This window comes from Pseudomonas sp. NPDC078416 (genome assembly GCF_050268485.1).
Classification (GTDB): domain Bacteria; phylum Pseudomonadota; class Gammaproteobacteria; order Pseudomonadales; family Pseudomonadaceae; genus Aquipseudomonas.
This window is the reverse complement of record NZ_JBNNGV010000016.1, coordinates 82,240-106,283: the sequence shown is the minus strand read 5'-3', so window position 1 is coordinate 106,283 and position 24,044 is coordinate 82,240. Positions and strand designations below refer to the sequence as shown.

General features: G+C 63.6%; 19 protein-coding genes. 9 read left to right on the top strand and 10 right to left on the bottom strand.

Annotation, left to right across the window (positions count from 1 at the left end; genetic code table 11):
* Positions 1–11 precede the first annotated feature (11 nt).
* Positions 12–1,496, top strand: coding sequence for a xylulokinase (gene xylB / locus ACQKEN_RS15630; protein ID WP_427686783.1), 1,485 nt, complete (start codon positions 12–14; stop codon positions 1,494–1,496).
* 290 nt (positions 1,497–1,786) lie between these two features.
* On the opposite strand, the gene ACQKEN_RS15625 is transcribed toward xylB, so the two are convergent.
* The 4 genes from ACQKEN_RS15625 to ACQKEN_RS15610 form a co-directional block, all read right to left on the bottom strand.
* Positions 1,787–4,018 (bottom strand): xanthine dehydrogenase family protein molybdopterin-binding subunit, encoded by a 2,232-nt coding sequence (locus ACQKEN_RS15625; protein ID WP_427686781.1) that lies wholly within the window; start codon positions 4,016–4,018, stop codon positions 1,787–1,789.
* 14 nt (positions 4,019–4,032) lie between these two features.
* The gene (locus tag ACQKEN_RS15620) at positions 4,033–5,016 is read right to left on the bottom strand and encodes an FAD binding domain-containing protein (protein ID WP_427686779.1); all 984 of its coding nucleotides are present in this window, start codon (positions 5,014–5,016) and stop codon (positions 4,033–4,035) included.
* On the bottom strand, positions 5,016–5,687 hold the full coding sequence (locus tag ACQKEN_RS15615; protein WP_427686777.1) for a 2Fe-2S iron-sulfur cluster-binding protein: 672 nt from the start codon (positions 5,685–5,687) through the stop codon (positions 5,016–5,018). Before ACQKEN_RS15615 ends, ACQKEN_RS15620 begins: the two co-directional genes overlap by 1 nt.
* Before the next feature lie 377 nt (positions 5,688–6,064).
* Positions 6,065–7,129, bottom strand: coding sequence for an NAD(P)-dependent alcohol dehydrogenase (locus ACQKEN_RS15610; RefSeq protein WP_133771504.1), 1,065 nt, complete (start codon positions 7,127–7,129; stop codon positions 6,065–6,067).
* Positions 7,130–7,438: 309 nt separating this feature from the next.
* Here ACQKEN_RS15610 and ACQKEN_RS15605 point away from each other — a divergent pair, with 309 nt between their 5' ends.
* The gene (locus ACQKEN_RS15605; RefSeq protein ID WP_427686775.1) at positions 7,439–10,324 is read left to right on the top strand and encodes a sensor domain-containing phosphodiesterase; all 2,886 of its coding nucleotides are present in this window, start codon (positions 7,439–7,441) and stop codon (positions 10,322–10,324) included.
* A gap of 21 nt (positions 10,325–10,345) precedes the next feature.
* Here the strand turns inward: ACQKEN_RS15605 and ACQKEN_RS15600 are convergent, their stop codons facing one another.
* The 5 genes from ACQKEN_RS15600 to ACQKEN_RS15580 all read right to left on the bottom strand — a co-directional run bounded on the left by ACQKEN_RS15600 (position 10,346) and on the right by ACQKEN_RS15580 (position 15,352).
* Positions 10,346–11,290 carry an alpha/beta hydrolase gene (locus tag ACQKEN_RS15600; RefSeq protein ID WP_427686772.1) on the bottom strand — a complete coding sequence of 315 codons (945 nt, stop codon included), beginning with the start codon at positions 11,288–11,290 and terminating at the stop codon, positions 10,346–10,348.
* 55 nt (positions 11,291–11,345) lie between these two features.
* Positions 11,346–12,353 carry a transketolase family protein gene (locus tag ACQKEN_RS15595; protein ID WP_074884811.1) on the bottom strand — a complete coding sequence of 336 codons (1,008 nt, stop codon included), beginning with the start codon at positions 12,351–12,353 and terminating at the stop codon, positions 11,346–11,348.
* The gene (locus ACQKEN_RS15590) at positions 12,350–13,198 is read right to left on the bottom strand and encodes a transketolase (protein WP_427686770.1); all 849 of its coding nucleotides are present in this window, start codon (positions 13,196–13,198) and stop codon (positions 12,350–12,352) included. The genes ACQKEN_RS15595 and ACQKEN_RS15590 overlap by 4 nt, the downstream gene beginning before the upstream one ends.
* Before the next feature lie 17 nt (positions 13,199–13,215).
* Positions 13,216–14,514 (bottom strand): MFS transporter, encoded by a 1,299-nt coding sequence (locus ACQKEN_RS15585; protein WP_178086367.1) that lies wholly within the window; start codon positions 14,512–14,514, stop codon positions 13,216–13,218.
* Positions 14,515–14,602: 88 nt separating this feature from the next.
* Positions 14,603–15,352: an SDR family oxidoreductase gene (locus tag ACQKEN_RS15580; RefSeq protein ID WP_108121780.1), complete on the bottom strand. Its 750-nt coding sequence runs from the start codon at positions 15,350–15,352 to the stop codon at positions 14,603–14,605.
* 221 nt (positions 15,353–15,573) lie between these two features.
* On the opposite strand from ACQKEN_RS15580, the gene ACQKEN_RS15575 reads away from it, so the two are divergent.
* The 4 genes from ACQKEN_RS15575 (at position 15,574) to ACQKEN_RS15560 (ending at position 19,412) form a co-directional block, all read left to right on the top strand.
* A complete protein-coding gene (locus tag ACQKEN_RS15575; RefSeq protein ID WP_427686767.1) occupies positions 15,574–16,491 on the top strand; it encodes a LysR substrate-binding domain-containing protein in 918 nt (305 codons plus the stop codon).
* 122 nt (positions 16,492–16,613) lie between these two features.
* The gene (locus tag ACQKEN_RS15570) at positions 16,614–17,798 is read left to right on the top strand and encodes a DUF2252 domain-containing protein (protein ID WP_427686766.1); all 1,185 of its coding nucleotides are present in this window, start codon (positions 16,614–16,616) and stop codon (positions 17,796–17,798) included.
* Positions 17,799–17,893: 95 nt separating this feature from the next.
* The gene (locus ACQKEN_RS15565) at positions 17,894–18,325 is read left to right on the top strand and encodes a RidA family protein (protein ID WP_427686765.1); all 432 of its coding nucleotides are present in this window, start codon (positions 17,894–17,896) and stop codon (positions 18,323–18,325) included.
* Positions 18,326–18,935: 610 nt separating this feature from the next.
* A complete protein-coding gene (locus ACQKEN_RS15560; protein WP_427686763.1) occupies positions 18,936–19,412 on the top strand; it encodes a hypothetical protein in 477 nt (158 codons plus the stop codon).
* Here the strand turns inward: ACQKEN_RS15560 and ACQKEN_RS15555 are convergent.
* Positions 19,402–20,331 (bottom strand): polyprenyl synthetase family protein, encoded by a 930-nt coding sequence (locus ACQKEN_RS15555; protein WP_427686761.1) that lies wholly within the window; start codon positions 20,329–20,331, stop codon positions 19,402–19,404. The genes ACQKEN_RS15560 and ACQKEN_RS15555 overlap by 11 nt on opposite strands.
* Positions 20,332–20,530: 199 nt before the next feature.
* On the opposite strand from ACQKEN_RS15555, the gene fni reads away from it, so the two are divergent.
* Genes fni through crtY form a run of 3 tightly spaced genes read left to right on the top strand, consistent with a single transcriptional unit; the run spans position 20,531 to position 24,044 of the window.
* The gene (fni, locus tag ACQKEN_RS15550; protein WP_427686759.1) at positions 20,531–21,586 is read left to right on the top strand and encodes a type 2 isopentenyl-diphosphate Delta-isomerase; all 1,056 of its coding nucleotides are present in this window, start codon (positions 20,531–20,533) and stop codon (positions 21,584–21,586) included.
* A complete protein-coding gene (locus tag ACQKEN_RS15545; protein WP_427686757.1) occupies positions 21,583–22,857 on the top strand; it encodes a glycosyltransferase in 1,275 nt (424 codons plus the stop codon). The genes fni and ACQKEN_RS15545 overlap by 4 nt, the downstream gene beginning before the upstream one ends.
* Positions 22,854–24,044 (top strand): lycopene beta-cyclase CrtY, encoded by a 1,191-nt coding sequence (crtY, locus tag ACQKEN_RS15540; protein ID WP_427686755.1) that lies wholly within the window; start codon positions 22,854–22,856, stop codon positions 24,042–24,044. The genes ACQKEN_RS15545 and crtY overlap by 4 nt, the downstream gene beginning before the upstream one ends.

The window sequence follows — 24,044 nt, the reverse complement described above, 5'->3', positions numbered from 1 at the left end:
ATGACACCTTCATGAATCAGCTTGTTTCCCTGGGCATCGACCTCGGCACGTCCGAGCTCAAGGCCATTCTGCTGGACGCCGACGGCGAGGTGCTGGCCCAGGCCGGTGCCCGGGTGGAGGTCAGCCGTCGGCAGTCGGGCTGGTCGGAGCAGAACCCGGATGCCTGGTGGCAGGCGTGCCTTGGAGCGCTGGGGCGGTTGCGGGCAATCAATCCCCAGGCGTGGGCGCGGGTCGGCTGCATCGGCTTGTCGGGGCAGATGCACGGCGCGGTTCTGCTGGATGCGGCAGAGCAGGTGCTGTACCCGGCCATTCTCTGGGACGACTCCCGCGCCGTGCTTCAGGCCTCGCAGCTGAATGAAGATTTCCCGGATTACCCGGACGTCACCGGCAGCCTGGCCATGGCCGGCCTCACCGCGCCGAAGCTTGTGTGGATGCAGCAGCACGAGCCGCAGGTGTTCGCGCGCATTGCCAGCGTGCTGTCGCCGAAGGATTACCTGCGTTTGCTGCTGACCGGCGAGCAGGTGAGTGACATGTCCGACGCCGCCGGCACCTTGTGGCTGGATGTGGCAAAGCGCGAATGGTACGCGCCGATGCTCCACGCCACCGGGCTGACCCTCGGGCAGATGCCCCGTTTGCTGGAAGCGGATCAACTGTCTGCCGGGCTGAGCGCCGAGGCGGCAGAGGCACTGGGTTTGCCGTCAGGTCTGCCCGTAGCCGCAGGTGGCGGTGACAACCCGGTTTCCGCGGTGGGCATCGGCGCGATCAACGCCGGTGATGCGTTTGTCACCCTCGGCACCAGCGCGGCGATCGTCGCGATCACCGATCATCCGGCGGGCAATCCGGCCAGCGCCGTGCACAGCTTTTGTCACGCCCTGCCGCAGCGCTGGTACACCATGGGCGCGATGCTGGCGGGGGCGAGCTGCCTGCGTTGGGTGACCCGATTATTGGGTCAGCCCAGCGAACTGGCCTTGCTGGATCTGGTTGACGCGCAATTGCCGGTGGATAAGCCTGTGGCGGTCTCCAGTCCGCTGTTTCTGCCGTACCTCGCAGGCGAGCGCACGCCCCACAACGACCCGCTGTTGCGCGGCGGATTCATGAACCTTGGGCACGACAGCACGCCAGCCATGTTGGGTTACGCGGTGCTTGAAGGCGTTGGTTTCGGGCTGCTGGATGCGATGAATGCCACGCTGTCCGCCGGGGCCACGGTCAACGCCTGCGCCCTGGTGGGCGGCGGCGCCCGCAGCGAATACTGGGCGCAGTTGCTGGCCAACATCCTGGATCGCGAGGTGTACACCCTGCACGGCAGCGAACTCAGCGCGTGCATTGGCGCGGCGAAGCTGGGATTTCTGTCGATCGGGGAGGGGGCTGAGTTGCTGGGGCGGGGGATGGCGGTGAAGGACCGGTATCAGCCGATGCCGCTGGTGCAGGAAGCTTTGAGCGCACGTTATGGGAAATTCAAAGGACTGCTGAGCGCCGCGCAGGGATTGCGTGCCTGAGAACATGATGATCGATGATCATCAAATCAAAGGCTTCCCGGCTAAAGCCGGTCCCACTGACTGCATGCAGTGAGTAATGATCGTTCCCACGCTCCGCGTGGGAATTCATACCATGACGCTCCGCGTCAGCTTTGGGACGCGGAGCGTCCAGTGCGGCATTCCCACGCAGAGCGTGGGAACGATCAAATCAAAAGCTTCCCGGCTAAAGCCGGTCCCACTGACGGCATGCGGTGCTTTAGTGGGACCGGCTTTAGCCGGGAAGAGGGCAGTCAGAACGCTGGAATTCCGGCTCAGACCTTCATCGTCGGCGGCAACTCCATCAGCTTGTCCAGCGTAATCGGCAAGTCCCGAATGCGTTTGCCCGTGGCGTGTGAGACGGCGTTGGCCACCGCTGCAGCCAGTCCGGTGATGCCGATCTCGCCAATCCCCCGAGCACCGAACTCGTTGAGCTCCAGGTCCGGGTAGTCCAGCAGGATCACGTCGATCTGCGGCTGGTCGGCATGCACCGGCACCACGTATTCGGCGTAGTTGTTGTTCACCGGCATGCCGTTGCGTTCGTCGAAGTCCGTGGCTTCAAACAGCGCCATGCCGACGCCCATGACGATCGCGCCCTCGACCTGATTGAGCGCGGTTTTCTGGTTGATCACCTTGCCCACGTCAATCGCACTCACCACCCGCGAAACCCGCAGGCGCGAAATGCCCGGGTCCCAGCGCACTTCGACAAAATGCACGCCGAAGGAGCGGAACGAATGCTTGCTGGTGTCGTTCATGCCGGTCTTCGCTTCACCGAAGGCGCTGCCCTGCTTCTGCGCCTTGAGCACATCGGCGATGGCGAACGTCTTGTCGCCGCTCTTCAGCTGGCCCTGCTCGAAACTCACCTGATCGGCCTTGGCTCCGGCAAACACGCCCTTGGGTGCGGTCGCAAAGGCCTTCAACTGTTCAACGGCCTGGCGGGTGGCCTCGGCGATGGCCGGCAGCACGCTCGCGGTCGCCCACGATCCGCCCGACACCGGCGCCGGCGGGAACGACGAATTGCCCAGCTCGACGTCGATCTTGTCCAGCGGGATGCCGGTGATGCTGCTGACCACTTGAGCCACGATGGTGTACGTGCCGGTGCCGATGTCCTGCACCCCGCATATGGCCCACGCCGTGCCGTCGGCCCGCAGCGAAACTTGCGCTTCCGCGGGGGTGCGATAGGCGTCCCAATTACAGGCGGCCATGCCATAACCGATGATCTCGGTGCCGTCCTTCATCGACCCCGGCGTCGGGTTGCGCTTGCTCCAGCCGAAGCGCTCGGCGGCCTTGTCGATGCATTCCTGCAGATGATTACTCGACCACGGCAGGTTCTGGCTCTCGTCGCGCTCGGAGACGTTGAGCTTGCGGAATGCCAGCGGGTCCATGCCCACTTTATCGGCCATCTCGTCCATGGCCGATTCCAGGGCGAACAGCCCCGGCGCTGCACCCGGCGCGCGCATCGACGTCGGCGTGCCGCGATTGACCTCGATGATTTTGTGGGTCACCAGCACGTTCGCGCAGCTGTAGAGGCTCTTGGTCGACGTGCCGCAGTTTTCCTTGTACGGGTCGGTGAAAGACGTGGTGTTGATCGACTCGTGGCGCACCGACAGCAACTTGCCCTTGTCGTCAGTTGCGAGGCGCAGGCGCTGACGGGTTTCCGGACGATGGCCGGTGGTGGTGAACATCTGCTGGCGCGGCACCACCAATTGAACCGGGCGCTTGAGCACCTTGGCGGCGGCGCAGGCGGCGACCGAATGGGGCCAGATCCACAGTTTGCTGCCAAAGCCCGAGCCAATGAACGGCGCACGGACCTCGACCTTCTCCGGGATCATGCCAAAGATTTTCGCCAGGGAATTGCGGTGGGCAACCACACCCTGGGTCGCTTCGTACACGATCAGGCGCCCGTCCTCCCAACTGGCGACGGTGGCGTGCATTTCCATCGGGTTATGGGTTTCGACGGGGGTCGAGTAAGTGGCGTCGATGCTGTGGACGGCGCCGTCGAACGCAGCGGCAGCGTCACCCCGGGTGTGGTTCGGGCTGCCGTCCTGCAACGCCCCGGCTTTCAGGCCCTGTTCGAGATTGGCCACCGCGTCGGTCTTGCTGTAGCTGACTTTGATCTTGTAGGCCGCGGCCCGCGCGTGCTCGAAGGTATCGGCCACCACCAGGGCGACGAACTGACCGGCGTAATGCACGGTGTCGTCTTCGAACGGCAGGCGGCTTTCATCGGACTTGGCGGCCTTGAGGATCTGCGCAAACGACATCGGCAGCGTCGAGTTGTGATAAAGCGACGGGAAGTTGCCGTGGTGCAGAATCTCCAGCACGCCCGGCGATTGGCGCGCGGCGTCCAGTTCCAGGCCGGTGATCTTGCCGCTGGCGACGGTGCTGAACACGCCGTAGCCGTAGGCCATATTTCTCAGGTGATGGTCGGACGCGTACATCGCGCTGCCGGTGACCTTACGCTGGCCATCGATGCGGCGGGGTGCCGAGCCAATCATTGCATCAGTCATGGTGAATCCTCCGGTCAGGCGTTCAGGGTGCCGAGGTTGCGCACGATGGCCTGTTGCCCCAACGCGATCTTGTAGGCGTTGTGGCGATAGGCTTTGGCGCCCTTGAGGGCGATGGCGGCGACTTTTTCGAGGGTCTGCGGCGTCAGGGTCTGGCCCTTCAACGCCTGCTCGGCTTCCACCGAACGCCAGGGTTTGGTGCCGACGCCGCCGAGGGCCACTCGCGCGTCACGCACGGTGTTGCCGTCCATGACGACGATCACCGCGCTGGACGCGAGGGCGAACTGGTAAGAGGCGCGGTCACGCAGCTTCAGATAAGCGGACTTATTGCCGGCCAGCGGCGCGGCGAGCACCACATGGGTGATCAACTCATCGTCCAGCAGCGCGTGTTCTTTCCACGGCGTCGCTCCGGGCAGCAGGTGGAAGTCGGCGAAGTCCACGCTGCGCTTGCCCTTGGGGCCCTGCACCTCGACCGTCGCACCAATGGCGACCATAGCCACGCACATGTCCGAAGGGTGGCTGGCGATGCACTGGTCGCTGGTGCCGAGCACCGCGTGGACGCTGCGATTGTGGCCATCGATGGCGGCGCACCCCGAGCCCGGTTCGCGCTTGTTGCAGGGCGAATAGCCGTCGCGGAAATAGTTGCAGCGCACCCGTTGCATCACGTTGCCGGCCGTCGTGGCCTTGTTGCGCAACTGAGTGGTGGCGCCGGACAGCAACGCCTGGGACAGCACGGCGTAGTGCTCGACGATGTGCGGGTGATGAGCCAGTTCGGTATTGCTGACCAGCGCACCAATGCGCACGCTGCCGTCCTTCTGCACCTCGATCTGCTTGAGCGACAGGTGATTGACGTCGATCACCTGATCGGCCGGCATGATGTCCAGCTTGACCAGATCCAGCAACGTCGTGCCGCCGGCGAGGAAGAACGCAGTCGGGCTTTTTGCGTGGGTCGCCACCGCCTGTTCCACGCTATTGGCGCGCACGTACTCAAAGGCTCTCATCAGCTCACCTCCTGGACGTTGATGCGCGCCGACTGGATCGCCGCGAGGATGTTCTTGTACGCGCCGCAACGGCAGATGTTGCCGCTCATGGCTTCGCGCACGCTGTGATCGTCGGTGCCGATGTTTTTGTCCTTCAGCAACGCCGCCGCGCTCATGATCTGCCCGGAGGTGCAATAACCGCACTGGTAGGCGTCGTGTTCCCAGAAGGCTTCCTGCACCGGGTGCAGCTTGCCGTTCTGCGCCAGGCCTTCAATGGTGGTGATGGCGTCGCCTTCGTGCATCGCCGCGAGGGACAGGCACGAATTGATCGCCACGCCATTCACGTGAACCGTACAGGCGCCGCACTGGCCGTGGTCGCAGCCTTTCTTGGTGCCGGTGAGTTGCAGGCGATCGCGCAGCACATCCAGCAGCGCGGCGTTGGCCGGCAGGTTCAGGGTGTGGGCCTGGCCGTTGACCTTCAGGGTCATGCGTCGTTCGTCGGCCGCAGGTGGGTCGAGGTCATCGGCGACAGCGGCCTGGGCTTCCAGCGCCTGGGTCCAGATCGGCGCCGTCGCGGCAGCGAGGCTGGACACGCCGATGGATTTCAGAAAGTTACGGCGGGAGGGGACGGTGAAGGCCTTGAGGTCACAAGACACTTCTGGTTTGTTGGGGCGATCAGGCTGATCGGTCATGAACGGGTTCCTCGTCAGCGTTGGGTCAACCTGGCGGCCGACGGTGGGCGGACGCACGGGCAGGGACGGCAGGTGGAGCGGCTGGAGCGATGGCGATTTTCAAAGCGACGGCAGTCTTCAACGATAACCAATGCACAGGCACTGCATTGCGTTGAATCCGGGCATGCACTTGTGAGTCGTTTTCTCTAATCCATGGCGCTTGTGTCAGCGGCGAGGGCTGGCGTCTTGTCGGGATCAGTAAAAGCAGGCAGTGCTGGCCATGGCTCAAGGGTTGTGACCGGGGCACCGTGGGATGGTTGCCAATATTTCTCAGGCGGGAAACAGACAGAATGTTACGAGTGCCCGGGGCGGGGAAACCGCACCCGGGAACCCAGCCATCAGGCGGCTGACGCTTCTTCTTTCAGGGTCGCCATGTCGATGACAAAGCGGTATTTCACGTCGCCCTTGATCATGCGCTCGTAGGCTTCGTTGATGTCCTTCATGTGGATCATCTCGATGTCGGAGACGATGCCGTGCTTGGCGCAGAAATCCAGCATGTCCTGGGTTTCCTGAATGCCGCCGATGAGCGAGCCGGCGATGCTGCGGCGTTTGAAGATCAGGTTGAACACGCCTGGCGACGGGTGCGGCTGATCCGGCGCGCCCACCAAGGTCATGGTGCCGTCGCGCTTGAGCAGGTTCAGGAACGGATCAAGGTTGTGCGGCGCCGCCACGGTGTTGAGGATGAAGTCGAGCTGATTGGTCTGGGTCGCCATTTCATCGGCGTTTTTCGACACGATGACTTCATCGGCGCCCAGGCGCAGGCCGTCTTCACGCTTGTTCGGCGAGGTGGTGAACAGCACCACGTGGGCGCCCATGGCGTGGGCGATCTTCACCGCCATGTGGCCGAGACCGCCCAGCCCGACGACGCCGACCTTCTTGCCTGGACCGACTTTCCAGTGGTGCAGCGGCGAGTAGGTGGTGATGCCGGCGCAGAGCAATGGCGCGACGGCGGCGAGGTTGTCGCTGTGGGAAATCTTCAGGACGAACTTTTCTTTCACCACGATCTTGTCGGAGTAGCCACCGAAGGTGTTCTCGCCGCCAAACACCGGGCCGTTGTACGTGCCGGTGAAGCCGTTCTCGCAGTATTGCTCTTCGCCTTCCGCGCAGGACGCGCAGTGCTGGCAGCTGTCGACCATGCAGCCGACACCGGCCAGGTCGCCGACCTTGAAGTGGGTGACATTGGCGCCGACTGCGGTGACCTTGCCGACGATCTCGTGGCCCGGCACCGACGGATACAGGGTGTTGTTCCACTCGTTGCGCGCGGTGTGCAGGTCCGAGTGGCAGACGCCGCAGAACAGGATGTCGATCTGCACGTCATCGGCGCCCGGCTCGCGGCGCTCGATCTGCAGCGGGGCGAGTTTGTCAGTGGGTTTTTGCGCGGCGTAGCTGTAAGTCTTGATCATTGGGTGATCATCTCCAGTGGGGCAAAAAGACAGGTAACAGCAATCAGTGACAGGCGAGGGCGCTCAAAGGTCAATGCCGAAACATGAAACCGTCGCTGCCGGGCTGTTTGACGCGCTGTATGAATAGAGTGCCGGGTTAAATCTTTCAGTTTGCAGGCCGCTATAGGGCTGTGCGGCGTGTGATTTCAATAAATGTCGTGGAATAGGGTTTTTTCGTCGCGAATAGACCGCAAATGCGAATATGCCGCTTGCAACCTTCTGTCACACCCCATGAAGATAGCTCAGTCCGACGCTGGCAATGGAGCGCCTATGAATTCCCCACTTTCGACCCTCTCCGGGTGTACGCCGATTGCCGACGAGCGGATCTCCGCACCCGGCGATAATGGCCTGTCGGCCGTGGGGGGATTGACCGAGGAGAATTCGCTGGACGCCTTGCTGCGCGCCGCCCGCCAGGCTGCACCCGAGTTGAGCTGGGCCGCTTACCGTGCCGGCCAGCAAATGCATCTGTTGGGGCAGGGCAGTTCGGCCACGCACTGGCCGACCTTGATACCCCGCGAGGACTTCGACGGCTACTGCCGCAAGCACCATTTGCAGCGTTGGGTGACCGGGCATGGCGAGTCCGCCCTGGGCTGGCTGTTGATGCCGGACGCGCATTCCGACGATCCGTTTTTCGCCGAGTTGGCCGGACGTCTGGGCCTGCGCCTGCAGACCGATGCGCTGGCCCGGGCCCAGGCCACCCAGCGCGTGCTCTATGAAATCACCTACCTGGCCAGCTCGACCCGTGACCGTTCGGCGTTTCTGCAAGGCGTGCACAAGCAGCTCTCGACCCTGATCGACGCGGAAAACTTCTATCTGGCGCTGTACGAAAGCCACAGCGGCAAGATCACTTACCCGTATTACATCGACATCACCGACCTCGACGCTCTCGAAGCGGAAACCTACGAGTTTCTCGACCCCGAGCGGCTGTCCATGACCGGTTATGTGCTGACCACCGAGCAGGCCCTGTTCGTCGATGCTGCCGCCATCGAGCGGGCGCGGGCGCTGGATCGGTTCCATTGCGTGGGCCATCGCCCGGAATTCTGGATGGGCGCGCCGCTGAAAAACGCCTCCGACGACGTGTTCGGCATGCTGGCGATGCAGGTCTACGACGTCGCCCGGGTCTACAGCGTCGAGGATCAGGAGCTGTTTTTGGTGGTGGCCCGCCACGTGGCCATGGCCCTGGACCGGATTCTGCACCGCGCGCAGCTCGAAGAAACCGTCGCCCGCCGCACCCTTGAGTTGTCCCGCCTGAACGATGCCCTGCGCAACGAAGTGGCCGACCGCGAACGCGCCGAGCATTTGCAGAGCGCGCTGTTCCAGATCACCGAGTTGTCCAGTCAACCCGGTGACATGACCGACCTGTTCAAAAGTCTGCACGGCATCGTCGGCGAACTGCTGTTTGCCCTTAACTTCTACATCGCGCTGTTTGACGACGCCACCGGCGAGGTGACCTTCCCGTACTACGTGGACGAACGCCTCACCCGCCGACCCGATCCGCGCCGTGGCGAGCGTGGCTTTACCGAATACGTCATCCGCCAGCGCCGGCCATGCCTGATCGACGGCCCGGAGGCGCGCTGGCTGGAAAGCATCGGCGAGATCACCCTGCAGAACGAGGTCAACCGTTCCAGTTCGTGGCTGGGCATTCCGTTGTTCGACGGCGACGTGGTGCGGGGCGTGCTGGCAGTGCAGAGCTACACCTCCCATGTCAGCTACTCGTTGCGCGATCAGGAGCTGCTGACCTTCGTGTCACGCCACATCGACACGGCACTGTCCCGGCGCAGCGCTGCCGAGGCCATCCACACCGCCAATCTGCGCCTGGAAGCGCGGGTTCAGGACCGCACCCGGGAGCTGGACTACGCCAACGCCAAGCTGCAGCACGAAAACGCCCACGACGCGCTGACCGGGCTGCCCAACCGCAGCTATCTGCAGCAGCGGCTCAAAGGCGCATGGCAGGATTTCTGCGACAAGGGCGAGGAGCTGGCGGTGATGTTCATCGACCTCGACCGCTTCAAGATGGTCAACGACAGCCTCGGCCATCACTCGGGCGATCTGTTGCTGATCCAGGCCGCCGATCGGCTGCGCCACTGCATGCGCGACGGCGACTTGCTGGCGCGATTGGGCGGCGATGAATTCGCGGTGCTGGCCTACGCGGCGCCGCCGGACGTCACCGTGGCCATCGCCGAGCGCATTCTGCTGGCTTTCGACGTGCCGTTCTTCATCGACGGCCACGCGGTGTTTTCGTCCTGCAGCATCGGCGTGGTCGGCGCCGACCTGCAGTTTCACAGCGAGCCGGCGGATTTGCTTCGCGACGCCGACACGGCGATGTACCGGGTCAAGAATGCCGGGCGCGACAGCTACGCGGTGTTCAACCAAGAAGTGCGCCGCGAGGTGTCCGATCAGATGGAGCAGGAGACCGCGCTGCGCAATGCCCTCAAACGCACCGACGAACTGCTGCCGTATTTCCAGCCGATCATCGATGTGGCCAGCGGCCGGATACTGGCCCTCGAAGCCCTTATTCGCTGGCGTCAGGCCGACGGTCGAATCGTCGCGCCGGGTGAATTTCTGCCGGCGCTGGAAGGCCTGCGCCTGATCGGCCGGCTGGACCTCTACATGCTGCAGCAGGTGGTGGTGATCCTCGCCCATCCCGACCACGCGCACTGGCCGACGGTGCACGTCAACTGCTCCAGCTACAGCATCACCCGCCCGGAATTTTCCAGCGAAGTCCTTGGTTTGCTCAGCCAGCATGGCGTGGCGCCGTCGCGCATCTGTCTGGAGCTCACCGAAGGCGCGCTGGTAGCCGAGCCGGAGCTGGCGCGTCAGGCCATGAAACACCTGGCTGACAACGGCGTGTCGGTGGTCCTCGATGATTTCGGCGCCGGGTTCTCGTCCCTCAGCTACGTGCACCAGTACCACTTCAGCGGGCTGAAAATCGACAAGTCCTTCACCCTTGAACTGACCACCAGCTCCCGCAGCCGCGCCATCGTCCGTGCCATTGTGCGCATGGCCGAATCCCTTGGGCTGACGGTGGTGGCAGAGGGCGTGGAAGATGCCGCGACCCTGGAGCTGCTGCGGGAAATGGGCGCGGGGCAGGCCCAGGGTTATTACTTCTCGATGCCGGTGCCCCAGGACAGGCTGGATTTGAGCGCGTTGCTTTAGAAAGCTGCCCCGCAGGACGGATCATAGCCCCAGCATTTTCCTCAGCGCGCGGACGATATCCGTCTTGCACTGCTCTGTCACGCCGCCCGGGTGCAGATCGAACATGTGCGGCACGCCGGGATAAACGTGCAGCTCGACGGGCACGCCGCTGCGAGAGAGATGGCCCGCGTAGGCCATGTCTTCATCCACGAACAGATCCAACGCACCGACAGCGATGAAGCTCGGCGGCAGGTGGCTGAGGTCAGTGGCCAGCGCGGGAGAAAACAGCGCCGCCTGCTCATCGTTGCAGAGGTACTCGCCGCGGTAGCACTGCCAGCAGAATTGGTTGGCCTCCCGTGACCAGCTGAACGTACCGGTGCCGGGGTTTTGCACGGGTGCATCGGCGGTGCCGGTGCGAGGGTCGAGCATGGGATAAATGAGCACCGAGCCGGCGACGGAAATCTCGCCACGGTTCCGGGCAAGCAGTGTCAACGCCGCAGCAAGTCCGCCGCCCGCGCTGTGCCCCATGATTGCGATGCGGCCAGGATCGACGCTCAGCGCAGCATGCTCTCGGTGAAGCCATTCAAGTCCGCGATAGCAGTCCTCCAGCGGCGCGGGAAACGGATGCTCCGGCGCGAGCCGATAATCGACGGCAACGATCACGGCGCCCAACTCAATCGCCAGATCCGCCAGGTAGTCGTCGGCCATTTCCGGGCGACCCAGCACGTACCCGCCGCCATGCACGTAGAGAATCGCGGGGAGGTCGTGGGCATCAGCGCTTTTCCCAGGTCGGTAGAGGCACAGCCGCAGTGTGTGGGCGGCTGCGGGCTGACTGACCCAGTGCTGTTCACCGCGCGCAAGTCCGGCGGGTTTGAAGGTGGCGTGGATACGTGTGCGAATGTCGGCGAGCTGGCTCAGCGTCCATTCGCTGGACACTTCGTCGCGAAAGAAGGGGTACTCGGGATCCAGCAGTTGGTCGGGGTCCACGAATAATCTCCTGGGCGAAGAGGGGGGACTCGAAGAGCCCCCCGATGTTCTGCGCTTACAACCACGCCTTGATACGCGCGCACACCGCCGGGGTGGAAATCCCGTAGCGATCATGCAGTGTCGGCAGGGCGCCGGCGTCGAGGAAGGCGTCGGGCAGGGCGATCTGCCGGAACGTCGGCGTCACGCCGTTGCGCAAGAGCACCGTCGCCACCGCTTCACCCAGCCCGCCGATGATGGAATGGTTTTCCGCCGTCACCACCAACCGTCCGGGTTTGCGCGCTTCGGCGAGAAGGGTCTGCTCGTCCAGCGGCTTGATGGTCGGCACGTGCAGCACTGCCACATCGACGCCGTCGGCTTGCAGTGCCTTCGCCGCTTCCAGCGCGCGCATGGTCATCAGCCCCGTGGAGATGATCAGCACATCGTTGCCGGTGCGCAGGGTCTTGGCCTTGCCGATCTCGAAGGTGTAGCCGTATTCGTCGAGCACCAGCGGGACATTACCGCGCAACAGGCGCATGTACACCGGACCTTGATGGGCGGCGATGGCTGGCACTGCCTGTTCGATTTCCAGCGCGTCGCAAGGGTCGACGATCATCAGGTTGGGCATGGCGCGGAAGATCGCCAGATCGTCGGTCGCCTGATGGCTCGGGCCATATCCAGTGGTCAGGCCGGGCAATCCGCAGACGATCTTGACGTTGAGGTTTTCTTCGGCGATGGCCATGCAGATAAAGTCATAGGCCCGACGGGACGCGAACACCGCGTAGGTAGTGGCGAAGGGGACGAAGCCTTCTCGGGCCATGCCGGCCGCTGCGCTCATCAGCAACTGCTCGGCCATACCCATCTGGTAGAACCGCTCCGGGTGGGCCTTGGCGAAAATGTGCAGATCAGTGTATTTCGACAGGTCGGCGGAGAGTCCGACGATGTCCGCGCGTTGCTCGGCGAGGGCCGCCAGCGCGTGGCCGAATGGCGCCGGGCGTGTGGCCTGGCCTTCGGACGCAATCGAAGCAATCATCGCCGACGTCGTCAGGCGTTTCTTGCCGGGCTCGTTGTGGGTCAGTGCGCTCATGCCGTTCTCCCGAGTTGCAAATTTTCCAGTGCCAGATCCCACTCGTTTTCATCGACGCGAATGAAGTGGGTTTTCTCGCGGGTCTCCAGAAAGTCCACGCCTTTGCCCATTTTGGTGTCGCAGATGATCACCCGAGGTTGCGCACCGGCGTGGTTGCGCGCGGCGTCAAAGGCGCTGACCAGGGCGTCGATGTTATTGCCGTCGACACGCTGGGTGAACCAGCCGAAGGCCTGCCAGCGGTCAACGATGGGTTTGAACGCCAGCACTTCGCTGGAATGGCCGTCGGCCTGCTGGTTGTTCACGTCGATGATCGCGATGAGGTTGTCCAGCTTCCAGTGGGAGGCCGACATCGCCGCTTCCCAGGTCGAGCCTTCGTTCAACTCGCCGTCCGAGAGCAGGTTGTAAACGAACGAGGTGGAGTGCTTGCGCTTGAGGCCCAGGCACGCGCCGACGGCAATGCCCAGTCCGTGTCCCAGCGAGCCGCCGGTGATTTCCATGCCTGGTGTGTAAGCGGCCATGCCCGACATGGGCAGGCGGCTGTCATCGGAGCCGTAGGTTTCCAGCTCATCGAGCGGAATGATCTCGGCTTCGATCAACGCGGCGTAAAGCGCGATGGCGTAGTGACCGATGGACAGGTAAAAACGGTCGCGATCTTCCCATTCGGGGTCTTGCGGCTGATAGCGCAAGGCATGGAAGTAGGACACCGCGAGCAGATCGGCCGCGCCCAACGCCTGACCGACATACCCCTGGCCCTGAACCTGCCCCATGCGCAGGGCGTGGCGACGAATATTGAAGGCGCGCTGGGCCAGCGACAAAGCGGCGTGACCCGATGGACTGATGTTCATGTGAGTGGCTCCTTTTATTAGCGATTGACGGACGCGGCGGGGATGCGCAGCACCAGCAGGGCGCCGATGCACAACACGCCGGTGATCAGGTACATGCCGATGGCGCTTGAGCCAGTTGTGGTGGTGATCCAGCCGATCAGGTATGGCGAGCAGAAGCCGGCGAGGTTGGCGAAGCTGTTGATGCCGGCGATCCCTGCGGCGGCGGAAACCCCGCCCAGCAGCGTGGTCGGAAGCATCCAGAACAGTGACGATGCCGAGAGCACACCGGAGGCGGCGAGGCACAGGCTGAGCACCGACAGCAGCAGATTGCCCCCCAGCAACGCCGCCAGCGACAGGCCAATGGCGCCGGCGATCATCGGGGCCACCAGGTGCCAGCGCCGCTCGCGGTGCTTGTCGCCACTGCGGCCCATCAACAGCATGGCCGCGATGGCGCACATGTACGGCAGGCTGGTCAACAGGCCGATGTGCAGTGGGTCGGCGACGCCGGCGTTGCGGATCAGCGTCGGCAGCCAGAAGGTGATCGCGTACTGACCCATGACCACGCAGAAATAGATGCACGCCAGCAGCCACAGGCGCCGATCACGAATGAACTCCCCGACTGACGCGTGGGTGACTTTCTGGCTGTTGTCCTCGGCAAGCTCCTTGTTGACCAGCTCCTTTTCCTCGTCGTTGAGCCAGGTGGCCTGGTGCACGCCGTCCTTGAGGTAACTCAGCACCAGCAGCCCGACGATCAGGGTGGGAATGGCTTCGATGACAAACATCCACTGCCAGCCGGCCCAGCCGTGCACGCCGGCGAACTGGGTCATGATCAGCCCGGACAGCGGCCCGCCGATCATTCCCGACAGCGGAATGGCGATGAACCACAGCACAGTCATTCGCGCCCGGCGGTAAGACGGAAACCAGTAGGTCAGATAGAGCAGCAGGCCCGGTGCGAGACCGGCTTCGGCGATGCCCAGCAGAAAGCGCAGGCCATAGAACTGCCAGGCGGTTTCAACGAAAGCGAAGAGGGCGGAGATGATGCCCCAGGAAATCATGATGCGGGCGATCCAGCGGCGAGCACCGACCCGATGCAGGATCAGGTTGCTCGGCACCTCGCAGAGGAAATAGCCGAGGAAGAACATGCCGGCGCCGAGCCCGTACACCGCTTCGCTCAGGGCCAGGTCGTTCATCATCTGCAGCTTGGCGAAGCCGACATTCACCCGGTCCAGGTAGGCGCACAGGTAGCACAGCATCAGAAACGGCATCAGCCGCCACGCGGTTTTGCGGTAGGCATTGGTGCGGACGGAAACGACCGCATCCAGGGAGAGGGTAGTCATGATGGTCTGATCTCTTGTTTTTATGGTCAGCTGCGGCTGAAACGTCGATTCAGAACAGCGCCGGCGGCCTCGGCCGGCGCAGAAGGCATCAATGTATGAGCATGCCGCCGTTCACGTCCAGGGTGATGCCGGTCAGGTAGGACGACAGGTCGCTGGCCAGAAACAACGCAGCGTTGGCGACATCCTGTGCCGCGCCCAGGCGACCCAGAGGAATGCCGTCGATAATTGCGTGGCGGCGCTCGTCCTGCATCAGGCCGCCGGTGATGTCGGTGTGAATCAGGCCCGGCGCGATGGAGTTCACGCGCACGTTGTCCGGCCCCAGCTCCCGCGCCATCGCTTTGGCCAGGCCCAGTACGCCGGCTTTTGCTGCGCTGTAGTGTGGCCCGCCGAAAATGCCGCCGCCACGTTGCGCCGACACTGATGACATGCAGACGATGCTCCCGGCCTTTTGCTCGCGCATCAGCGGAATCACCGCCTGGGACATCTGCAAGGTGCCGCGCAGGCTGACGTCGAGCACTTTGTCGTAGTCGCCGGGGCGAATGTCGAGGGTCTTGAGGGGTTGGGTGATGCCGGCGTTGTTGATCAACACGTCGATGCGGCCGAAGTGTTCGATGACCCGCGCGACGGCTTGTTTGACCTGCGCTTCGTCGGCGACGTTGGCGGCGAGGCCCAGGTGACCTTCGCCCAGGGAAGCGGCGGCGTCGCGGGCGGCGGATTCGTCGAGGTCGAGGATGACCACGCGGGCGCCCTGTTGAGCGAAGGTGGCAGCGGTGGCGCGACCGATACCGCGAGCGGAGGCGGCGCCGGTGATGATTGCGATTTTGCCTTGAAGGAGCATGGGCGTGATCTCGTGTGATTATTGTTATGGGCTGGATCAGCGGGAAGCGAGCCTTTTCGCTGTCCGAAATATCTGGCCGGATCAGCTTGTGCTCCGTGCAAGGGTCGAGCAATGACGCAAAAGTCATTGGATGCTGAAAAAAATTCAGCACTCGTCACGCCTCGTTCGGGGTGATTGAATGTCGGCTCCCGACATAACAAGAACTCACCCGGAGCCGGCCCATGAGGCGTATCGACGAAGCACCTGCCAGCGTGCCACCGCTGAAAGCCATTCAGGCCTTCGAGCAGACCGCGCGCTTTGGAAACGTCGCGCGGGCGGCGGAAGTGCTGGACCTGACGCCCTCGGCAGTCAGCCATCAACTCGCCAGGCTGGAAGTGATGATTGGCCGCCAGCTGTTTGTGCGTGCGGCGCGCGGGGTCACGCTGACGCCGGTGGGCGAGCAGTACCTGAAGGATATTTCCGGGTTGCTGCACAGCCTGGCCATCGCCACGGAGCGGGCGGGCAGCGACGTCAGCCTCGACTGCCTGCGGCTGCATTCCTCGCCCAGCTTCGGGCTGCTCTGGTTGATGCCGCGACTGGAGGCCTTCCGCCTGAGCCACCCCGACATTCAGATCAATCTGTCGTGCTCCTATGAGTCGCTGCATTTCAGTCGCGACAAAATCGACGTCGACATTCGCCACGGCGAGCCGAACTGGCCGAGCTTCGAAGTGCGCACGGTGCGCAACGAAACCTTCGCCGTACTGGCTTCACCCAAGCTCGTCGGCCAGCGTGCGGTCGCTCAGGCCTCCGACTTGCTGGACCGGGATTTGATTCTCTCGGAAGCCACGCTGCTGCGCTGGCCTGCCTGGTTTGCCCAGCATGGTCTGGCGCGCCCGGAAAAGCCTTACGCGTTGAGTTTTGACCGCTCGTACATGACGCTCGAGGCCGCCAGCCACGGCCTGGGTTTTGCACTCGAAAGCACGTTGCTGGCGCAGAAATACCTGGCAAGCGGAGCGCTGGTCGAGGTCGCGCCCGAAGCGCTGTCAGCCCCGGTCGCGGCTCATCATCTGGTATTCCCGAAAGCGCACTCCGGATTTCCCAGGGTGCGGCGCTTTCTCGAATGGATGGAGGGCGAGTTGGGGCATGGGTTTGTGTTCTAAGGGGCAGTCGGCGGAGGTGGATCATTTCTGACATCACAACTCGTCATCCCAAATCGTGAAACATTCCGCAACATTTCTCTTCGGGGCGAGTCAACGCTACATCTCCCTGCAAAGAATTGTTCATGAAAACCCCTCGACCCTCCGCACGTCTCAAGCCGCTCAACGAATTGCGTAATCTGAAAATGGCCCGTTCCGCCCACGCCTATGTGCGCGGCAGCACGGTGCAGTTTTACGAATGGCTTCACAGCCAGTCCGGCCGACGTCTGCCCAGCGGCCCGCCGGTGTGGATCTGCGGCGACTGTCACGCCGGTAATCTCGGTCCCACCGGCGATTCGAAAGGGCGCATCGACATTCACATCCGCGATCTGGATCAGACCGTGATCGGTAACCCGGCCCACGACCTGGTGCGTCTGGCCCTGTCCCTGGCCACCGCTGCCCGGGGCTCTGATCTGCCCGGCGTCGCCACCGCGAGAATGCTCGAAGAGATGATGCAGGGCTACGAGCTGGCGTTCGAAGACGGCGACGATCAAGAGCCTGCGCGCCCGGCTCAGGTGAAAGCGGGGATGCGCAGTGCCGTTCAAAGGACCTGGAAGCACCTGGCCCAGGAGCGTATCGAGGACACGCGGCCGACCATTCCGCTGGGCAAGCATTTCTGGTCGTTGTCCCGCGATGAGCGTCACGGCCTGAAAGAGCTGTGCTCGACGCCGGAGATTCATGCGCTGGTGACGTCGCTCAAAGGCCGATCCAGGGATGACCACGTCGAGATGCTTGATTGCGCCTACTGGGTGAAAGGGTGCAGTTCCCTGGGCCTGCTGCGCTACGCGGTTCTGTTAAGCGTGGGCGACGATGAAGATCAGGAGTATTGCCTGCTCGACATCAAGGAAGCCGTCGCTGCCGCCGCGCCGCGCACCCCGCGGGCAGGCATGCCCCGGGACAACGGCAAGCGTGTGGTGGAAGGGGCCCGGCATCTGTCGCCAGGTCTGGGCAACCGGATGATCGCGACGCGGATGCTGGATCACGGCTTCTTCGTCCGCGAGCTGCTGCCCCAGGACATGAAGCTTGAGCTCGATCAGTTGAGCGAGCGCGAAGCCATGAAAGCCGCCGGTTACCTGGCCCGTGTCGTCGGCCTGGCCCACGCCCGGCAGATGGACCTGGCCACGCGCTCGTCGTGGATGCGCGAACTGCAACTCAACCGCTCGCAGACCCTGGATGCGCCGTCGTGGCTGTGGAGCAACGTCGTGCATCTGGTGGGCAGCCACGAGCAAGGCTATCTGGAGCATTGCCGCCGGTATGCGCTGGAGAATTGATACGCGATGGGGATTGATTCAAACGTCGGCGCCTGCTTGACCTCCACTTAGGTGGAGGTCAGAAACTGGGCGCTCTCACGTTCAGGATCGCCGTCATGACGCAAACCCCCGCTGCTGCTCCGTTCATCTTGTACAACCCGGAAGGCTTGTACGATCCGGCCCCCAACGCCTATTCCCACCTCGCCGCCGTTGCCCCGGGCGCCGAGTGGCTGTTTGTTGCCGGGCAGGGCGGGGAGGATGTCCAAGGCCAGCTTTCCCCGGTCTTTGCCGACCAGGCAGCCCAGGCGATCGCCAACCTGCGCACCGCGCTGCAATCCCGCGGGGCCGACCTTCACCATATCTTCAAACTGACGCTGCTGATGGTTGATCACTCGGAAGAACGGTTGCGTCTGTGGGTCGAGCAGGCGGATCTCGCATGGGGATGCACTATGAAGCCGGTATGCACACTCATCCCCGTCCCACGCCTGGCGCTGGACGGGATGCTGATCGAGATCGAAGCGGTGGCGGCGCTTAGGCCTAGAGACTGATTGGTTTTCAGTGGGACCGGCTTCAGCCGGGAAGAGGCCAATGTGGACACCATCAATTCTGCAGCGCGACTGCCGACGCCTTCCCGGCTAAAGCCGGTCCCACAGTCGAGGTTTGCCAATCCCACTGGGGGTACGCGGTCGATTCGTGGGACCGGCTTCAGCCGGGAAGAGGCCAGTGTGAACACCATCAATTCTGCAGTGTGACTGCCGACGCCTTCCCGGCTAAAGCCGGTCCCACAGTCGAGGTTTGCCAATCCCACTGGGGGTACGCGGTCGATTCGTAGGACCGGCTTCAGCCGGGAAGAGGCCAATGTGGACACCATCAATTCTGCAGCGCGACTGCCGACGCCTTCCCGGCTAAAGCCGGTCCCACAGTCGAGGTTTGCCAATCCCACTGGGGGTACGCGGTCGATTCATGGGACCGGCTTCAGCCGGGAAATCGCCTGCACAACCCATAACAGGCAAACCGGCCTGACCGCTTGCTGGTAAATTGGCGCACGCCTCGTCAGTTGAGCCATCATTGGCTCCAGAAAGGCGATTGACGCGGGCACATCCCGCACCGCCGAGGCATTACCCTTGTTCAATCTTTCCTGCTAAAGGGATTTAAACCATGCGGCAATTTGCGGCCCTTGCTCTGTTCCTCAGTCTCAATGCATTCGCCCAGGACGCGCCCCAACCGATCGCCAAATGGACGCTGCTCGACCAGTTCGACAAGGCCTACACGCTGGACGATCAGGCCCAGGTGCTGTTGATCGCCCGCAGCATGGCGGCGGCGAAGATGGTCAACGCCGCACTGGAAAACAATCCTGAGGGTTACCTGGAGCAGCGCCACGTTGTGTACGTGGCAGACATCGAGAAGATGCCGTCCCTGATAAAGATGGTCGCAGTGCCTGCCATGCGTTCGGCCAAGTTTCGCATCTTGCTTGACCGTGACGCCCGGGTCGCCTCGGCGTATGACGGCGACCGCGAAACCGTGCAGTGGCTGACGCTGAAAAACGGCGCCGTCGTCCGCCAGGAGCGCTTCTCCAACGGCGAACAACTCAAGCAGGCCATCGCAAAACTGGGTTCGCAGTCGGCTAGCCGGTGAGCATGGCCTTCTCGAAGATCTGCCGCAGGTAGCCTGCGATGGTCGAGGCGTCGCCGTAGACCTCACGCAGCGCCTGCTCGGCGCTGGACAGGTGCAGCGCCAGTTGCCGCTTGACCTTGTCCTCGCCGTACAGCGAAACGAACGTGGATTTGCCGTCGTCCTTGCCTTGATCCTTGTCGCTGTCGGCACAGCGGTCGCGCAGATCGTCGTACATCTGGAAGGCCTGGCCCAGCTCCATGGCGAAGTTCTGCAGCAGCGGCCGCTGTTCTTCCCGCGCGCCACTGATCAGCCACGCCATGTCCATGATTGCGCCGAACAGCACGCCGGTTTTCAGGTTGTTGGTCAGGGCGATCTCGTCTGCGTCACGGCTGCGCTGACCGTCGCGCAAATCCTGAAACTGCCCGCGCACCAGACCTTGCATGCCGACGGTATTGGCCAGCACTTCGACCAGTTCCGTGCGCGTGGTGGCGGCCAGGTCGCCGATGCTGGCCACGACACCGAACGCACGGCTGAGCAGGGCGATGGCGGTCAGAATCGCCACGTCCTCACCGAACTTCAGGTGGACCGTGGGCAGACCCCGCCGCAGCGACGCGTTGTCCATGCAGGGCATGTCGTCGAGGACCAGCGATGCGGCGTGGATCATCTCGACGGCGCAGCCCAGGTCCACGGCCTGACGCCTGATCGTGCGGCTGTTTTCACGGCCTTCCTCCACCAGCCCTTCAGCGGCGAGCACCAACAGCACCGGGCGCATGCGCTTGCCCGGTGCCAACGTCGATTCACGCATGGCCAGCGCCACCAGATCGCGCTCGTTGCCGGATTCGGGCAGAAGCTCCGAGAGCCGCGTTTCGATGGCCGCCCGGACGTCTCCCAGTCGCCCGGCAAAGCCCGATTTGATTGTTGTGTCGACGTTACCTGCCATCGGTCTTTCCCTATGCTTTAGCGGTAATACTGTTCGTCGCGGACCGGTGAGGGGGTGCGGGGCCGGTCGTCACGGAACAACTGCTGTTTCTAAATGCCTCAAGATACGGCAAAGTTGTACAGGAAAATCGGTTTTGTACAAGATTGCGTCTGCAGAAGACCGTATAGCCGGTTCAATAATTCAGCTGCATGGAGCGAGTATGACTCACAGCGATATGGGTCGTCGAAAAGACGATCACCTCGATATCGTGCTGGACAGGCGCGCCAGCGTGCGTTCCTCCTTCTCCGGACTGGACGACATCCGCTTCGAACACTGCGCGCTGCCGGAGTTGAATCTGGACGACGTTGACGTGAGCAGCTCGCTCTTGGGCATTGCATTGCGGGCGCCGCTGCTCATCAGTTCCATGACCGGCGGCGCCGACCGGGCCACCGCGATCAACCGTCATCTGGCCGAAGCCGCCCAGGAGCTGGGCATCGCCATGGGCGTAGGCTCCCAGCGGGTGGCCTTGCAAAGCGGCGGTGATCAGGGCCTGACCCGCGAACTGCGGCGTCTGGCGCCGGACATCGCGCTGCTGAGCAATATCGGCGCCGCGCAGTTAATCGAGCCTGACGGCCTGGACATGGCCAGGCGGGCCGTCGACATGCTGCAGGCCAACGCGTTGATCATTCATCTGAACCCCTTGCAGGAAGCGGTTCAAGCGGGTGGGGACCGACGCTGGCAGGGCATTCTCGACGCCATCCACCGCGTGGTGCTCAGTGTCGGCGTGCCGGTGGTGGTCAAGGAAGTGGGCGCCGGGCTGTCTGCCGATGTGGCGCTGGCGCTGGTGGAAGCCGGGGTGCAGGTGCTGGACATCGCCGGACTGGGCGGCACCAGTTGGGCCGCCGTCGAGGCCGAGCGCGCAGAGAGCCCGGCCGATCGCGAAGTCGCCATGGCGTTTGCGCAGTGGGGCATCCCCACCGCCGTCAGCCTGGCCATGGTTCGCCAGGCGCTCCCGGACACGCCGTTGATTGCTTCCGGCGGCATTCACAATGGCATCGACGTGGCCAAGGCCATTCGGCTGGGCGCGGATGTTGTGGGTCAGGCCGCGGGCGTGCTGCGCAATGCGACGCTGTCCACCGCTGCCGTCATCGAACACTTCGACATCGTCATCCGCCAGTTGCGCATCGCCTGTTTCTGCACCGGTTCAGAGAATCTTCGCGCGTTGCGCAACGCCCGTTTGCTGGCGCCCAACACCCTGCAGTCGTTACTGTCATGACGCATTTTGCCGTTGTGGCGCCGGCGTTCTACAGCCACTTTCAGGCGTTTCAGGCGTTGGCCGGGACGTTGATCGACCGGGGCCATCAGGTCACCTTTTTCCAGCAGGCCGATGCCCGTCGCTGGCTGACCGATCCGCGCATCGGTTTTCATGCCCTTGGCGCCCTCACTCATCCGCCGGGAAGTCTTGAAGCGGCGCTGCGCCGTGCCGCCTGTTCGAACAATCCATTGCGCCTGCGCCGTGTGATCCGCGACCTGTGCGGCACCACGCGTATGCTGTGTGCCGAGCTGCCTTCCGCGCTGGCGGTGCGGCAGATCGATGCCCTGCTGTGCGACCAGATGGAAGCGGCGGGCGGGATGGTCGCCGAAGGGCTGGGCTTGCCGTATGTCTCGGTGGCCTGCGCCTTGCCGGTCAACCGCGAACCCCAGCTGCCGCTGCCGGTGATGCCTTTTGCCTACGCCACCGATGAACGCAGTCAGCATATGTTCGAAGGCAGCCGCAAGGTGTACGACTGGCTGATGGGGCCGTTGAGCAAGGTGCTCCGTGATGCGTCACGCCGCCTGGCCATCGAGCCCCGCGACGGATTGCATGAATGCCTCTCGCCCTATGCGCAAATCAGCCAGACCATCCCGGGCTTTGATTTCCCCCGTCAGCATCCACCGGCGAATTTTCACGCGGTGGGGCCGCTGCGGCCGCCTCAAACGGAGCAATCGGGTGACTGGCCGATTGACCCCGCCCGGCCGTTCATCTTCGCCAGCCTCGGCACGCTGCAGGGCAGTCGGTACGACATGTTCAAACGCATCGCCACGGCCAGCCGGCAATTGAATGCGCAGTTGCTGGTCGCCCATTGCGGCGGGCTCGATGCCCGGCAAGAGCAGCGGCTGATCAAGGCCGGCGCGACCTGGGTGACGGATTTCGCGCCGCAACAATGGGCGCTGCAACACGCCGATGCGGTGGTGACCCACGGCGGGCTGAACACGGTCATGGACGCCATCGTGGCGCGCACGCCGATGCTGGTCATGCCCATCGCGTTTGATCAGCCGGGCGTTGCGTCGCGCGTCACCCACGCCGGGATTGGCCTGCAACTGCGGCGCGGCGCCGGGGCAGGGAAGATTCGCGAGCGACTCACCCAACTGCGCGGGCTGTCCACCGAACCTTTTGATCAACTGGCGACCGAGCTGGCGAACGCTGGCGGCACGTCTCGCGCCGCCGACATTGTCGAAGCCGTGGTGCGCACGGGCGAGCCGGTGCTGGCGAGGCAGTTGCCATGACGTATGACTTGATTCTCGCCGGTGGCGGACTGGCGAACGGGCTGATCGCCTGGCGCCTCAAACAGCGGCGGCCGGAGCTGCGGGTGCTGTGCATCGAAGAGCAGACGCATCTGGGCGGCAACCACACATGGTCCTACCACGAAGGCGACCTCACGGCGGAGCAGCATCAGTGGCTGCAGCCCTTGGTGGTGCAGCGCTGGTCGGCCTATGACGTGCACTTCCCGCAACGCTCGCGACGGTTGAACAGTGGCTACGCCAGCATGACCTCGGAACGCTTTGCCGAGGTCATCGAGCCCGGCTTGGGCGATGCACTGCTCACCGGCCGGCGCATCACCGAGCTCACGCCGAACGCCGTGGTGCTGGACGGCGGCGAGCGGCTTCAGGCCCGCGCGGTGATCGACGGCCGCGGTGTGCAGGCCACGGCGCACATGGTGTTGGGGCAGCAGGCCTTCCTGGGACAGTTGCTGCGCTTGCAGGCGCCCCATGGCCTGACCGCGCCGATCATCATGGACGCCCGCGTTACGCAGAGTGAGGGCTACCGCTTCGTCTACGTGCTGCCTTTTTCAGCCGACACGTTGCTGATCGAAGACACCCATTACGTCGACCAGCATTCGTTTTCCGCTGACCAGCTTCGTCAGCATATTGCCGATTACGCCGCCGAACAGGGTTGGGCGATTGCCGAGTGCCTGCGCGAAGAGCAGGGCGTGTTGCCAATCACCCTGGCCGGAGATTTCGCGGGCTTCTGGCGCGAGGCGGCGGGGCAGCCACGTTCCGGTTTGCGCGCCGGGCTTTTTCATTGCACCACCGGCTATTCGCTGCCCCATGCGGTGCGGCTGGCGGAGTGGATTGCCGCTGAACCCACTATTGATTCCACATCACTGGACGCAGGCATCCGCGCCATCGCGCAGCAAGCCTGGCGATCCCAGCGTTTCTACCGGCTGCTCAACCGCATGCTGTTTCTGGCCGGACGTCCTTCGAACCGCTGGCAGGTGATGCAGCGTTTCTATGGCCTGTCCGAAGGCTTGATCAGCCGTTTCTATGCAGGGCGCAGTACCTTGGCCGACAAGCTGCGCGTGCTCACCGGCAAACCGCCCGTACCGATCAACGAGGCGGTCAAAGCCGCTGTCCGTTACCTGCCCAGGCACTACCAGGCCAGGCATCACCTGCCTAAGCACAACGAGAATTGA

Bases quoted from the DNA above. Each gene is read 5' to 3' on its own strand.
- xylB (WP_427686783.1), top strand. From the start codon at position 12: ATGAATCAGCTTGTTTCCCTGGGCATCGACCTCGGCACGTCCGAGCTC.
- ACQKEN_RS15625 (WP_427686781.1), bottom strand. From the start codon at position 4,018: ATGACTGATGCAATGATTGGCTCGGCACCCCGCCGCATCGATGGCCAG.
- ACQKEN_RS15620 (WP_427686779.1), bottom strand. From the start codon at position 5,016: ATGAGAGCCTTTGAGTACGTGCGCGCCAATAGCGTGGAACAGGCGGTG.
- ACQKEN_RS15615 (WP_427686777.1), bottom strand. From the start codon at position 5,687: ATGACCGATCAGCCTGATCGCCCCAACAAACCAGAAGTGTCTTGTGAC.
- ACQKEN_RS15610 (WP_133771504.1), bottom strand. From the start codon at position 7,129: ATGATCAAGACTTACAGCTACGCCGCGCAAAAACCCACTGACAAACTC.
- ACQKEN_RS15605 (WP_427686775.1), top strand. From the start codon at position 7,439: ATGAATTCCCCACTTTCGACCCTCTCCGGGTGTACGCCGATTGCCGAC.
- ACQKEN_RS15595 (WP_074884811.1), bottom strand. From the start codon at position 12,353: ATGAGCGCACTGACCCACAACGAGCCCGGCAAGAAACGCCTGACGACG.
- ACQKEN_RS15590 (WP_427686770.1), bottom strand. From the start codon at position 13,198: ATGAACATCAGTCCATCGGGTCACGCCGCTTTGTCGCTGGCCCAGCGC.
- ACQKEN_RS15585 (WP_178086367.1), bottom strand. From the start codon at position 14,514: ATGACTACCCTCTCCCTGGATGCGGTCGTTTCCGTCCGCACCAATGCC.
- ACQKEN_RS15580 (WP_108121780.1), bottom strand. From the start codon at position 15,352: ATGCTCCTTCAAGGCAAAATCGCAATCATCACCGGCGCCGCCTCCGCT.
- ACQKEN_RS15575 (WP_427686767.1), top strand. From the start codon at position 15,574: ATGAGGCGTATCGACGAAGCACCTGCCAGCGTGCCACCGCTGAAAGCC.
- ACQKEN_RS15570 (WP_427686766.1), top strand. From the start codon at position 16,614: ATGAAAACCCCTCGACCCTCCGCACGTCTCAAGCCGCTCAACGAATTG.
- ACQKEN_RS15565 (WP_427686765.1), top strand. From the start codon at position 17,894: ATGACGCAAACCCCCGCTGCTGCTCCGTTCATCTTGTACAACCCGGAA.
- ACQKEN_RS15560 (WP_427686763.1), top strand. From the start codon at position 18,936: ATGCGGCAATTTGCGGCCCTTGCTCTGTTCCTCAGTCTCAATGCATTC.
- ACQKEN_RS15555 (WP_427686761.1), bottom strand. From the start codon at position 20,331: ATGGCAGGTAACGTCGACACAACAATCAAATCGGGCTTTGCCGGGCGA.
- fni (WP_427686759.1), top strand. From the start codon at position 20,531: ATGACTCACAGCGATATGGGTCGTCGAAAAGACGATCACCTCGATATC.
- ACQKEN_RS15545 (WP_427686757.1), top strand. From the start codon at position 21,583: ATGACGCATTTTGCCGTTGTGGCGCCGGCGTTCTACAGCCACTTTCAG.
- crtY (WP_427686755.1), top strand. From the start codon at position 22,854: ATGACGTATGACTTGATTCTCGCCGGTGGCGGACTGGCGAACGGGCTG.